At 51.5% G+C, this 12,322-nt stretch carries 9 protein-coding genes; 5 read left to right on the plus strand and 4 right to left on the minus strand.

Going from position 1 to position 12,322, the window contains the following annotated elements; genetic code table 11:
- Window positions 1-4: 4 nt before the first annotated feature.
- Together zipA and BLP64_RS02665 are read right to left on the minus strand one after the other, a co-directional pair.
- Window positions 5-907, minus strand: coding sequence for a cell division protein ZipA (gene zipA, locus BLP64_RS02660; RefSeq protein WP_092591480.1), 903 nt, complete (start codon window positions 905-907; stop codon window positions 5-7).
- A gap of 34 nt (window positions 908-941) precedes the next feature.
- Window positions 942-4,403, minus strand: a complete 3,462-nt coding sequence (locus tag BLP64_RS02665) for an AAA family ATPase (RefSeq protein WP_092591482.1) — start codon at window positions 4,401-4,403, stop codon at window positions 942-944.
- A 132-nt stretch (window positions 4,404-4,535) separates the two neighbouring features.
- On the opposite strand from BLP64_RS02665, the gene cysZ reads away from it, so the two are divergent.
- From cysZ to rnk, 3 genes are all read left to right on the plus strand, one after another.
- Window positions 4,536-5,270, plus strand: coding sequence for a sulfate transporter CysZ (gene cysZ, locus BLP64_RS02670; RefSeq protein ID WP_092591710.1), 735 nt, complete (start codon window positions 4,536-4,538; stop codon window positions 5,268-5,270).
- 61 nt (window positions 5,271-5,331) lie between these two features.
- Window positions 5,332-6,687 carry a 30S ribosomal protein S12 methylthiotransferase RimO gene (rimO, locus tag BLP64_RS02675; protein ID WP_092591484.1) on the plus strand — a complete coding sequence of 452 codons (1,356 nt, stop codon included), beginning with the start codon at window positions 5,332-5,334 and terminating at the stop codon, window positions 6,685-6,687.
- A 273-nt stretch (window positions 6,688-6,960) separates the two neighbouring features.
- Window positions 6,961-7,344, plus strand: a complete 384-nt coding sequence (rnk, locus tag BLP64_RS02680) for a nucleoside diphosphate kinase regulator (protein ID WP_092591486.1) — start codon at window positions 6,961-6,963, stop codon at window positions 7,342-7,344.
- Window positions 7,345-7,362: 18 nt separating this feature from the next.
- Here the strand turns inward: rnk and rmuC are convergent, their stop codons facing one another.
- Window positions 7,363-8,739, minus strand: a complete 1,377-nt coding sequence (gene rmuC / locus BLP64_RS02685; protein WP_092591488.1) for a DNA recombination protein RmuC — start codon at window positions 8,737-8,739, stop codon at window positions 7,363-7,365.
- The gene (locus BLP64_RS02690) at window positions 8,732-10,246 is read right to left on the minus strand and encodes a fumarate hydratase (protein WP_092591490.1); all 1,515 of its coding nucleotides are present in this window, start codon (window positions 10,244-10,246) and stop codon (window positions 8,732-8,734) included. The genes rmuC and BLP64_RS02690 overlap by 8 nt, the downstream gene beginning before the upstream one ends.
- Before the next feature lie 149 nt (window positions 10,247-10,395).
- Here BLP64_RS02690 and pabB point away from each other — a divergent pair, with 149 nt between their 5' ends.
- Entirely contained in the window at window positions 10,396-11,736 is a 1,341-nt protein-coding gene (gene pabB / locus BLP64_RS02695; protein ID WP_233340082.1) for an aminodeoxychorismate synthase component I, read from the plus strand.
- On the plus strand, window positions 11,726-12,322 hold the full coding sequence (locus tag BLP64_RS02700) for a CoA pyrophosphatase (protein ID WP_092591492.1): 597 nt from the start codon (window positions 11,726-11,728) through the stop codon (window positions 12,320-12,322). The genes pabB and BLP64_RS02700 overlap by 11 nt, the downstream gene beginning before the upstream one ends.

The following is a 12,322-nucleotide window of genomic DNA, read 5'->3' on the forward strand; positions in this document are numbered from 1 at the left end:
ATTCTTATTGGCTATGTTTAATTAAACGCTTACGCTCAAACTCACGGATCCGTTGGTGGATATGCTGAATCGCTTGGCGCGTTAATGGATTACGATGTTCATCGAGCACTTGCCCATGGGGCACGGCTTGAGCCAGCTTCGCGGCGGCGTTGTGCATCATGGTAAAGGCTTGCAAGGAATTACTTTTAATGGGAAGGGCCAAAAATAACGCCACCCCTTCCGTCTGGAAGGTTTCAAGCATATCAATATTGAAGGTGCCTGGGTTAAACATATTCGCCAAGCTGAATAACACCGCACCATTCCCGGCCGTATCCACATGCCGATGGAATATATCAAACTCACCGAATTTAAAGCCCAACTCGGTCATTTGCTGCAGCAAAATGGTGCCTTCAATTTGCCCAGTCACGTGCAGCACAATCACTTCTTCCGGCTCTTCGGTCAGCACCGGTTCATCCTCGCTGGGGGTTAACGGCAACTCCATGCTTTGTTGCGTTGGCTGAGTGCTGGGCTGTACGCGCGATGACGCCGTGGCAGGCGACGTATCTGCTGCTGGCGCTGGCTCGACGCGATCGTCCGCAGCAGCCGCCATGGTCGGCAACTCTAATTCATCCTCCGCGGTGGCACGCATGCTGGGCGGCTCCGGCGTTACTGCGTCTTGGAGTTCGTCCGCAACTGTTGGCAACGGCTCCGTAACGGTGGTACGAGGCGCTGATTTAATCACCCGAACGGCACCAATGCCGTCTTCATCAAACCCGTCATCGCTGGCTTGTTGACGCTTCTGCTCAAGCTCATTGGCCCGTTCCCGTTGCGCACGCTCATTCCGGCGTAAGGTCCACACCCCATGCCCAATTATGCCAGCTATCAGTACTAATCCGATGATACTGAAAACAATCTGCATCGTACTCATAATATGCTACTCACTTGCTGATTCATTATTATCTTTAGGACGCTTCTGTGAGCGCCACAGCTTCGTCGATATCCACTGCGACAAGCCGTGATACGCCGGCCTCTTGCATTGTCACCCCGGCCAGATGAGACGCCATTTCCATGGCAATTTTATTATGGCTGATATAAATAAACTGGACCGTTGCCGACATTTCCTCCACCAAACGACAGAACCTTCCTACGTTCGCATCGTCCAACGGAGCATCCACTTCATCCAGCAAACAAAACGGCGCTGGATTCAATTGAAAAATTGCAAAGACCAATGATAAAGCGGTTAACGCTTTTTCACCACCGGAAAGCAGATGAATGGTACTATTTTTCTTCCCAGGCGGCCGTGCCATGATGGTGACCCCAGTATCGAGCAAGTCATCATCGGTTAATTCTAAGTATGCACTGCCCCCACCAAATACTTTGGGAAATAACTCTTGCAACCCAGCGTTGACGGCATCAAAGGTTGTTTTAAATCGCTGGCGAGTTTCCCGATCAATCTTACGAATGGCGGTTTCCAAGGTTTCTAACGCAGCGGTCAAATCATCGTGCTGCTGATCTAAATAGGTTTTCCGTTCTGCTAACACGTCGGCTTCTTCAATGGCCGCCAAGTTAATCGCCCCCAGCCGTTGAATCGCCTGCTGCAGGCGTTCTAGCTCGTGTTGCCAAGCTGCCTCTGTCGCATCTTCGCGCAATTGCTCCAACACCGGTTTGAGCGGTTGCTGCATGTCTTCCAACACTGCCAATACATGGCGTGACCGTTCTTGCAAGGTCGCTAATTCCATCTGGCTGCTCTGCAACCGTGCACGCGCCTTGTCAATTTGCTGCTGCACGCCTTGCGAGCCGCTACTGAGCTCACGCAGCTGACTTTCAATATCACTGAGACGGTTGGCCCATTCCCGGCGCTCTTCGTCCACCTGCTCCCGTTGTTGCAGTAATTCTTCAATTTGTAGCACCAATAGCTCCGCTTGCTCCGCAGCGGATTCATCCGGGCTCTGTAACTGCGCCAATTGTTCTTGCAGTTGTTCAATCTGCTGTTGGGTGCGCTCGATTAAGGTTTGGGCATGCTGCGCTTGGCTTTGCAACTGCTGACTCTGTAGCAAATGTTGTTGCTGTTGACGTTGTGTTGCTTCCACCAGCATGCGAGCTTGCTGCCGTGTTTGCAGTAACTGCTCCCGCCGTTCTTGCCAGTCATCAGCAGGCGTCTCATGCTCGGCTGCCACCATATCGGTTAAGCGTTCATCCACTTCCAACAACTGTAGTTGCAGTAGTTCTCGTTGCTCCACCAATTCTGCTTGCTGGTGTTCCAATTGGGTTTGCCGTGCTTGTAACTCTGCCAGCTGTTGCTGCTGCCATTGCTGCTTTTCTGTTTGGCTTGCCAACTGCGCCGCGCACTCGCGATACGCGTGTTGTAGCTCAGCTTGCTGCTGCTGAAGCTGGCCCAATTGGTTTTTATAATCTGCCAACGTCAGCTGGAGTGCCTCTGCTTCGCTCGCCAAGCTAGCCAGCTCGGCTTCCACCGCCAACAATTCTTGTTGTTGCGCTAATTGACTGTCAGTAGCCGCCACTTGAGCGGCTTGATAACCGCTTTGGCTCCATAATTGACCAGCACTGTTCATGGTTGGTTGGGCAGGCAATGGCAGCGTCCATTGAGCGCTGTCAGTCCACTGCATGTCGCTGAGTAACTGCCAGCGTTGTAATGGCCCTTGCACATGGGCAGCAAAGCTGTCGGCGGGGCCCGCCTCGGCTTGCAACACCACCAATTTAGCGCCTAAACAATCAGGCCAATGGGCCGGGGCTTGCTCCAGCACCCACGCATCCAGCCATGCCCCAACAATTTGTTCAATGGCGAACTGCCACTGTGGCGTACAGCGAAGTAATTCCCGCACTTGCCCCAAGGGGGTGATTTGTTCTGCCTGCAACCATGCCTGCACCTGGGCTGGCCAATCTTTCGCATGCGCCGCTTCTAATAAGTGTTGCAGCGAGGTTTGTCGCCCCAGCAATTGCTGCTTCCGTTGTTGCAATTGGTCCCGCTGCTGCAACCCCTGTTCATAGCTTTGTTCGGCACGCGCAGCGGCTGCTCGATTCGCATCAATATCCTGTTGCAACGCATCGTGCCGTTGTTGCAGCTCCTGCAAAGGCTGATGCGTGGTGGTTGCGGTTAACTGCTGCTGTTGTTGCAGGTTTGCTGCTAATTCTTGTGCCAACCGTGCCACATCATCTTGGGTGCGCTGTAATTGGAAGGTGAGCTGCTGGTGCTGCATTTGTACCTGTTGCTGTGCCTCACGCTGTTGTTGCTGCGCATCTAAATGGCGTTGGTAGCCTTCTTGCCATTGCAGCCAAGCGGTTTCTGCCTGATCAAATTCAGCTTGCTGAGCCGCAACCTGCTGCGCCAACTCGGCAAGTTCAGGTTCCACCTGTTCATGCTGCATGCGCAACTCTTGATAGTGCTCTTGATCTTGTTGCAAGCGCTGGTGGAGCTGAGTCAGTTCGTCCTGTAATTGAGTTTGTCGTTGCTGGCGATGCTGCTGTTGCTGCTGTGCCGTTTGTAACTCATGCTCACGCCGAGTTAAATCATTCCCCAGCTGATAAAAGCGTTGTTGAATCTGGTCCAACTGCTCTTTGGTGGTGGCCGCCTGCTCCCGCAATTCAATGGTGCCACGTTCGCTGCCCCGTTGTTCTGCAATCCAACGTTCTAACTCAGTTTCTTGTTGTTGAATTGCAGCACGCAGATGCTCGGCTTGGTTTTCAAGGGCCAACCAGCGCAAGGCGTTGAGCTCTGCCTTATAGGTGCGCTCTTGTGCTTTTAGCTCTTTATAACGGCGCGCTGCTGCCGCTTGGCGCTGCAATTTTTCCAATTGCTTGCCCAATTCATCACGCACATCCAATAAACGTTCTAAGTTGGTGCGGGTATGCTGAATCCGTTGTTCGGTTTCGCGACGACGCTCTTTATATTTGGAAATTCCGGCCGCTTCTTCAATGAACACCCGCAGCTCTTGCGGCTTGGACTCAATCAGCCGTGAAATCATCCCCTGTTCAATAATGGCGTAGCTACGCGGGCCTAGTCCGGTGCCCAGAAACAAATCGGTGATATCACGGCGCCGGCATTTGGTTTGATTGAGGTAATAATCGGAGCGCCCATCACGGGTCACCACACGTTTCACTGAAATTTCAGCGTAATGACCATATTCCCCTTGAATGCGACCCGAGCTATTATCAAAAACGAGTTCAACACTGGCTTGCGAAACGGGTTTGCGAGCACTGGAGCCATTAAAAATGACATCCGTCATGGCATCGCCACGCAGGTTTTTGGCCGAGCTTTCACCCAATACCCAGCGCACGGCATCAATCACGTTCGATTTGCCACAACCATTCGGCCCCACCACACACGTCATTTGGTGTGGGAATGGGACTTTTGTGACATCGACAAACGATTTGAAACCAGCAAGTTTGATATATTTAAGGCGCATTTATAGTCGTTATCGTGTTGCTACCAGTTAGGTGAATTGCCATGTTAATGATGAACTGTTTGACATTATCAGATAAATTTAAATTTTGTAATAGCGTTCATCATAGGGATCAATTAAGGGATGGCCAACCGCATGCAAACAACCAATGAATTTGGTGGTGCTTATATTCAACGAGGGTTCGAACTCGCTTTTCAACGCGGGTTGCGACGCTATGTCTTCATTCCACTCTGCATCAACATTGTATTGTTCAGTGTCGCCATTTACTACTCGTTTCACTACACCGCCCAAGGAGTGGACGCGCTCATTGCCTGGCTGCCCTCATTTTTAGCTTGGCTCGAATGGATTCTCTGGCCCCTGGCCGTGATCACCCTATTATTGCTAGTCGCGCTCACCTTTACCAGTATCGCCAACCTGATTGCGTCCCCATTTAACAGTTTATTAGCAGAGCAAGTGGAACTGCGACTAAGCGGTCAAAGTGTGCCGGACGGTGGGGTGATGGGAATGGTCCGTGATATTCCCCGCATTTTGTTGCGCGAACTGCAAAAGATCCTCTACCTGATCCCGCGTTTCATCGGGTTTGGCTTGCTGCTCATTTTTGTGCCTATTATTGGCCAGATCCTGTGGTTCTTATTCGGTGGTTGGATGATGACCATTCAATACGCCGACTACCCGTTTGATAACCACAAAGTCCCCTTTAAAACCATGCGTCGCCAACTGTGGCAACACCCCGGTAAAAGCTTGTCTTTTGGCTGTATTGTGGCTGTGTTGGCGAGCCTTCCCATCATCAACCTGTTGCTCATTCCTGTCGCCGTTTGTGGCGCTACTGCCATGTGGGTGGACCATCACAAAAACGCCGTTTTGTCATAGCGTTGAGAAAAATACTCGTGATATAATTTGGGGCTGAATTATCTCATCATTCGAGCACATCATGACAGTCGAAACATACCAGCCTACCCCTGCCCCAGTTGCCAGTGCCCCACGCATCGGTTTTGTGAGTTTAGGGTGCCCTAAAAACCTTGTTGATTCCGAACGTATCCTGACCCAATTGCGAACCGAGGGGTACGACATTGTCAATCACTACCACGATGCCAATTTGGTCATTGTGAATACCTGTGGCTTTATCGATTCTGCGGTGCAAGAATCACTCGATGCCATTGGTGAAGCCTTGGCAGAAAATGGCCGAGTGATAGTTACCGGATGCTTAGGCGCCAAAGATAACGAAATCCGTGAAGTGCATCCCAATGTGCTGGCCATTACCGGCCCCCATGCGTATGAAGAAGTCATGGGCTACGTGCATCAGTATTTGCCGAAGCCGGCCCAAGTGCCCTTTGGTAATTTAGTGCCCGATACAGGCGTCAAATTAACCCCTCGCCATTTTGCCTACCTCAAAATTTCTGAGGGCTGTAATCATCGTTGCACCTTCTGCATTATTCCCTCCATGCGAGGTGATCTGGTGAGTCGCCCAATCGGCGATGTGCTGAGTGAAGCCAAGCGGTTGGCCAATGCGGGCGTGAAGGAACTCTTGGTGATTTCACAAGATACCAGTGCCTACGGCGTGGACGTGAAACACAAAACGGGATTCTGGGACGGACAACCGGTTAAAACCAGCATGCTCGCTCTGTGCGAAGCCTTAGGAGAGCTCGGCATTTGGGTTCGGTTGCACTATGTGTACCCTTACCCCAGCGTGGATGAGGTGATTCCTCTGATGGCGGCAGGCAAGCTCTTGCCCTATTTAGATATTCCTTTGCAGCATGCCAATCAGCGTATTTTGAAGCTGATGAAGCGCCCAGGCTCGGCAGAACGCACGTTGGAGCGCATTCGTAAGTGGCGTGAAATTTGCCCCGAACTCACCATTCGCAGCACCTTTATTGTCGGCTTCCCGGGCGAAACCGAAGAGGAATTCGAAGAGCTGCTCCAGTTTTTGCGGGATGCCCAACTCGATCGCGTCGGCTGTTTCACCTATTCTGATGTGGAAGGCGCGAAGGCCAACGAGTTACCCGATCCCGTTCCTGAGGCGGTGAAACAAGAGCGTTATGCACGCTTTATGGAAGTGCAGCAAGCCATCAGTGCGGCTCGTCTGCAGGCCAAAATTGGCCAAACCCTCAAGGTGCTGATTGATGAGGTGGACGAGGAAGGTGCGATTGGCCGTTGCTACGCGGACGCTCCTGAAATTGATGGCTTGGTGTACCTCAATGGCGTCACGCACGTACAACCGGGGGATTGGGTGGATGCCCTTATCGAACACGCCGATGAATACGACTTGTGGGGGCGCATTGAGGCGTAACCCCTCGCCATGCTTGTAAAATTTTTTAGCTTGCCTTTATTTTTCCTGTCACTATTATAAAGGAAGATTCAATAGAGGGCGTTATGCTAAGTTTTACAAGCAAACACACGATTACATCTCTAACCTTACCTCACTAAGCCGGACGTTGTCGGATACGTCCGGCCCGTTTGGTTACTGCAGCAATCAAGCATAAAGATCCCAATAACGATAATCATTCAGAATTCAACGACTGAAGTTTTGAACAATGCTGTTAACTTCGAGAGAGCTTGTTACATGGAACAAAAGCCAGAAATTATTATTACCAAAAGTGATTTAGCACAAATTGAAGCCTTATTAGCTTCCATTAAGCCGTTACCTGAGTCGGCCGATGCGCTGGAAGGTGAATTGGCCCGTGCAACTGTGGTGGCGAACGATCAATTGCCCAGCAATGTGGTTGCGATTGGCAGCGAAGTCACCTTCAAAATCATTGCCACTGGGGCAACCTTTACCAAGGTATTATGTTTGCCAAGTGACGTTGAGTCGGTCACCGGTGGAATTTCCGTATTGGCCCCTATCGGCGCCGCAATTTTAGGGTTGTCAGAAGGGCAACAAATTGATTGGGACAGCCCACGTGGGCAACAACGGATTGAAATTATCAAGGTCGCGCACGAGCACTAACGTGCGCGATTTCTTACTTTAGCTGTCACTCGCGTCACTATCGACGTCATCATTCCCTAAGAGTTTACGATCAATTTGTTTGGTCGATTGCACCCCGAGTTCACGAAAACGTTCTACCCGACGAACCAAGTTACCACGCCCTGTTGATAGTTTATTCAAGGCTCCATCGTAATGTTTCCGCACCGTGTCCAAGGACTGCCCGATGCGCTGAATATCATCCACGAAGCCAACAAACTTATCGTACAGCTTGCCTGCCTCTTCAGCGATGGTCTGCGCATTCTGATTTTGGTACTCGTACTGCCAAATATTATTTACCGTGCGCAGCGCCACCAATAAGTTGGTTGGGCTCACCAACATAATATTGTTATCTAAGGCTAAGCGAATGAGTTCAGGATCACGATCGACCGCCAGTAAAAAGGCCGGCTCAATAGGAATAAACATCAACACATAATCCAGCGTTCGCACGCCGTCCAACTGCTGATAGTTTTTCTTTCCTAAGCCGCGAATATGCTGCCGTAACGAGTTCACGTGCTCATTCAACGCTTGCTCACGGGTGGCGTCATCATCGCTATTAAAATAACGCTCGTACGCCAGCAGCGAAACTTTCGAGTCAATAATGACATCTTTGTTGTTCGGCAAATGAACAATCACATCCGGCTTAAAGGAGCGTCCGTCAGCATCTTTATGCTGTGATTGGGTGTGATATTCCTGCCCTTCACGCAGCCCTGATTGATTCAGAATGCGCTCCAAGACCACTTCACCCCATGCGCCCTGGGTTTTGGTGTCCCCTTTTAAGGCGCGGGTGAGGGCTTCTGCTTCGGCCGCCATTTGCTGATTCAATTCACGGAGCGAACTGACTTGTGCGCTTAATTCTGAGCGCTGCTTCAGTTCTTCGGTGTATTGCTGAGTGACTTGTTGTTTAAAGGCATCCAGTTGCTGTTTAAACGGTGCCAAGGTGGATTCAAGCGTTTGCTTACTGTTGGCTTGCAAGCGTTCCGATTTTTGCTCAAAAATTTGTTGCGCTAAGCGCTCAAATTCTTGTTTGAGCCGCTCTTCACTGCGTTCCAACACCTGTTGTTTTTCGGCGGCACTTTCCAGCTTTGCGGATAACTCGGCCCGCACCGCAGAATAGTCTGCTTTGAGCGTGCTGTATTCCGTTTGCCATTGCTGTGCCCGCGCTTCTTGCTCGCGCACCCGTTCCAACAACTCCGCTCGCAGGTGCTCTGTTTGCTGTTGTTGTTGGCTCAGTTGTTGCGCAGTGAACTCTTGCTGTTGTTCCAACTCACGCTGGCGGGTCCGACTCTGTTGGCGCATCAACACGCCCACCAGCCCCCCACTGACTGCTGCCGTGACCAGCACGACAGCAAGCCATTGCCAGAGCAATAAACTAAGCATTAGCAGCTTCTTCCAGTTTTACACGCCAAATAGCAGGGCCTGTTTCGTGCGCGTTGTCACCGGTGCTATCCACCGCGACTGTGACTGGCATATCTTCCACTTCAAACTCGTAAATAGCTTCCATCCCTAAGTCCTCAAACCCGACCACCCGTGCTTTCTTAATGGCTTTCGCGACCAAATAAGCAGCGCCACCAACTGCCATTAAATACACGGCTTTGTGCTGCTTGATGCTTTCCACCGTGGCTGGGCCACGTTCGGCTTTCCCGATCATGCCTAGAATACCGGTTTGCTCCAGCATGATATCGGTGAACTTGTCCATCCGAGTCGCCGTGGTTGGGCCAGCAGGTCCGACCGCTTCATCGCCGATTGGATCCACCGGCCCGACGTAGTAAATAAACTTGTTGGTAAAGTCGACCGGCAACGGCTCGCCTGCTTCCAGCATATCTTTGATACGTTTGTGCGCCGCATCACGACCGGTCAACATTTTGCCGCTTAATAAAATGGTCTCACCGGTTTTCCAGCTTTCCACATCCGCTTGGGTGACGGTATCCAAATTCACGCGACGTGCATCGTCGCCAAGCTCAAAGGTAATGTCTGGCCAATCAGATAGTTTTGGTGGCTGCAATTCTGCAGGGCCTGAGCCATCAAGGGTAAAGTGCACGTGACGAGTCGCCGCACAGTTTGGAATCAAGGTGACCGGTTTCGATGCTGCGTGAGTCGGCGCCGATTTGATTTTCACATCCATGACCGTGGTGACACCGCCCAACCCTTGCGCACCAATCCCTAATTGGTTCACTCGGTGATAAATTTCTAAGCGCAGTTCTTCTTCTGCGTTTTGCGGACCACGTTCGAGTAATTCTTGAATATCCACCGGATCCATCAAGGCTTCTTTGGCTAACACGGCAGATTTCTCCGCGGTGCCACCAATACCCAGCCCGATCATGCCAGGAGGACACCAGCCGGCGCCCAACTTCGGCATGGTTTCGACCACCCAATCCGCAATATTATCGCTGGGGTTCAGCATGACCATTTTCGCTTTGTTTTCCGAACCGCCCCCTTTGGCGGCAATCATGACTTCAATTTTATCGCCAGGAATCATGTCGATATGCACCACGGATGGGGTGTTATCGCCGGTATTTTTACGCGTGCCGGCAGGGTCTGCCACAATCGACGCTCGTAACGGGTTATCCGGATTCATATATGCGCGACGGGTGCCTTCGTCCACCATTTGCTGCACCGTCATATCTGTTTTGTCCCATTGTACCGCCATGCCAATCTTGACGAAGCAGGTAACAATACCGGTATCTTGACACATCGGGCGACGACCATGAGCAGCCATCCGTGAGTTGGTTAATACTTGGGCAATCGCGTTCTTGGCCGCGTCGTTTTGTTCGCGATGATAGGCTTGTTCAAGGGCTTGGACGAAATCGATGGGATGATAATAAGAAATATACTGCAATGCGTCCGCAATGCTCTCAATAAAATCTGCCTGACGAATAATAGCCATGGATACCTCGGACTCAATTAGGTTCAAATTACAACATTCTATGAATGTGGCTATGATAGCGTTTTGTCACTGATCTGACTAGTTGCCATAGTCTTTATCATGATTGTTTATGCTATGCTGGCGCAGAGAAACTTGGTGGAGTTCATGCGGTGTCATTACAAGCCATTCAATTAGAGACTACAACACCTTTGGTCGAACTGTTCGAGCGTTGCGCCCATGAACCCATGGCGCTATTGCTGGATAGTTGTGAGCACCCGCAAGCGCAATGGGATTTCATTTTTCGGCAGCCACAGCAGACCGTTACCCAGGCCGCTGATTGGCCGCAGGTATTGCAGCGCGCTCTGGCGCAGCTACCCCCCTATGAAGGTCCTAGCCATCTGCCCTTCCATGGGGGGTTGGCCGGAGCTTGGAGCTATGACGCAGGCCGAGCGTTGGAGCGCCTGCCCAGCCTCGCTGAGGCCGATATTCCCTTGCCCGAACTCAACGTGGGGCTCTATACCCAAGCCCTCATGCGCCATCGCGAGAGTGGCGATACTTGGTTATTAGCCCCCGCCGCCACCTTGGCAAAGCTTAAAGCCTATTGGGAACGCCCCTATTCGCCCACTCCTGCGGCATTTCAGTTAACCACCCCCTGGCAAAGCAATATGACGGTGGCAGAATACACCGCTAAGTTTGAGCAAATCCAAGCCTATTTACGTGCCGGGGATTGTTATCAGATTAATTTAGCGCAGCGTTTTTCAGCCCGCTACCAAGGCGAGCTCTGGCAGGCTTATCAGCAATTACGACACCACAACCGCGCACCTTTTTCAGCGTTTTTACGCTTGCCCGAGGGCGCGTTATTATCCGTTTCGCCAGAACGCTTCTTAGCAATGGACGCCAATGGGCGGGTGGAAACCAAGCCCATTAAAGGAACTCGCCCACGCGCGGCGGACCCAGAGCACGATCAGCAACTCGCCACTGAGCTGCAACAAGCGCCCAAAGATCGAGCCGAAAATGTGATGATTGTGGACCTGTTACGTAACGATCTAAGCCGTTTGTGTGTTCCCGGCAGCGTGCAGGTGCCCCATTTATTTGCCATCGAATCTTATGCCGCCGTGCACCATTTGGTCAGTACCGTCACCGGGCAATTGGCCAACCCTCGTGACCATCTGCCTCTCCTCGCAGCCTGTTTTCCTGGTGGTTCCATTACCGGGGCACCGAAAATTAGAGCGATGGAAATTATTGATGAATTAGAACCACAGCGGCGTAGTTATTACTGCGGCAGCTTTGGGTATTTCTCGCAGCATGGCCAGGCCGATACCAGCATCGCCATTCGAACTTTGGTGGCCACCGCAACCACCCCGCACACCGGCGCTATCTATTGCTGGGCCGGGGGTGGCATTGTGGCCGATTCGAACTGCGCCGCTGAATATCAAGAAACTTATGATAAAGTAGCTCGTATACTACCCGTATTGACCACAGCATCAGCACAGGTGTCCCATGACTCGTGAGGAGTTTTTGCAGCGCTTTTTACTGCAGCCAGCGCCCACCATTCAACGGCCGAAGTTGCACCGCATGCAGCCGGCGGCCGTGTTGATTCCGTTGCTGGAAGTTGACCAAGAGCTGCACGTATTACTCACCCAGCGCAGTGCGCGATTACGTCATCACGCTGGCCAGATTAGTTTTCCTGGCGGACGCCAAGAATCCAGTGATGTGAACTTGATGGAAACGGCGTTGCGAGAAACCCATGAAGAGATTGGGTTACCACCCGATGATGTCTCATTAATTGGGCAACTTCATGATTACCCTGTCATTAGTAATTTTATCGTGCGGCCTTTTGTGGCCTTTATTGACCCCAAGCAACCATTCACGTTGGATCAACACGAAGTGGCCGATATTTTTACCGTGCCACTCGCACAGATTTTGCAGCAACGTCAACATTACGTCTACCGATTAAGACGTTTGCTGTACGATCAGGTATACTTTATGCCCTATCAGCAGCGAAATATCTGGGGCGCTACTGCGGGGATGTTGCGTGAGTTGGCTGACCACGTCTATCCTGAGCGACAACGACTCTATCGCCCCCTCAACGATTAA

The organism is Pseudidiomarina indica (assembly GCF_900104245.1).
GTDB classification, from domain to species: Bacteria; Pseudomonadota; Gammaproteobacteria; order Enterobacterales; family Alteromonadaceae; genus Pseudidiomarina; species Pseudidiomarina indica.

Coding starts and splice junctions, on each gene's coding strand:
- rnk (WP_092591486.1), top strand. CDS start 6,961: ATGGAACAAAAGCCAGAAATTATTATTACCAAAAGTGATTTAGCACAA.
- zipA (WP_092591480.1), bottom strand. CDS start 907: ATGAGTACGATGCAGATTGTTTTCAGTATCATCGGATTAGTACTGATA.
- rimO (WP_092591484.1), top strand. CDS start 5,332: ATGACAGTCGAAACATACCAGCCTACCCCTGCCCCAGTTGCCAGTGCC.
- BLP64_RS02665 (WP_092591482.1), bottom strand. CDS start 4,403: ATGCGCCTTAAATATATCAAACTTGCTGGTTTCAAATCGTTTGTCGAT.
- rmuC (WP_092591488.1), bottom strand. CDS start 8,739: ATGCTTAGTTTATTGCTCTGGCAATGGCTTGCTGTCGTGCTGGTCACG.
- BLP64_RS02700 (WP_092591492.1), top strand. CDS start 11,726: ATGACTCGTGAGGAGTTTTTGCAGCGCTTTTTACTGCAGCCAGCGCCC.
- BLP64_RS02690 (WP_092591490.1), bottom strand. CDS start 10,246: ATGGCTATTATTCGTCAGGCAGATTTTATTGAGAGCATTGCGGACGCA.
- cysZ (WP_092591710.1), top strand. CDS start 4,536: ATGCAAACAACCAATGAATTTGGTGGTGCTTATATTCAACGAGGGTTC.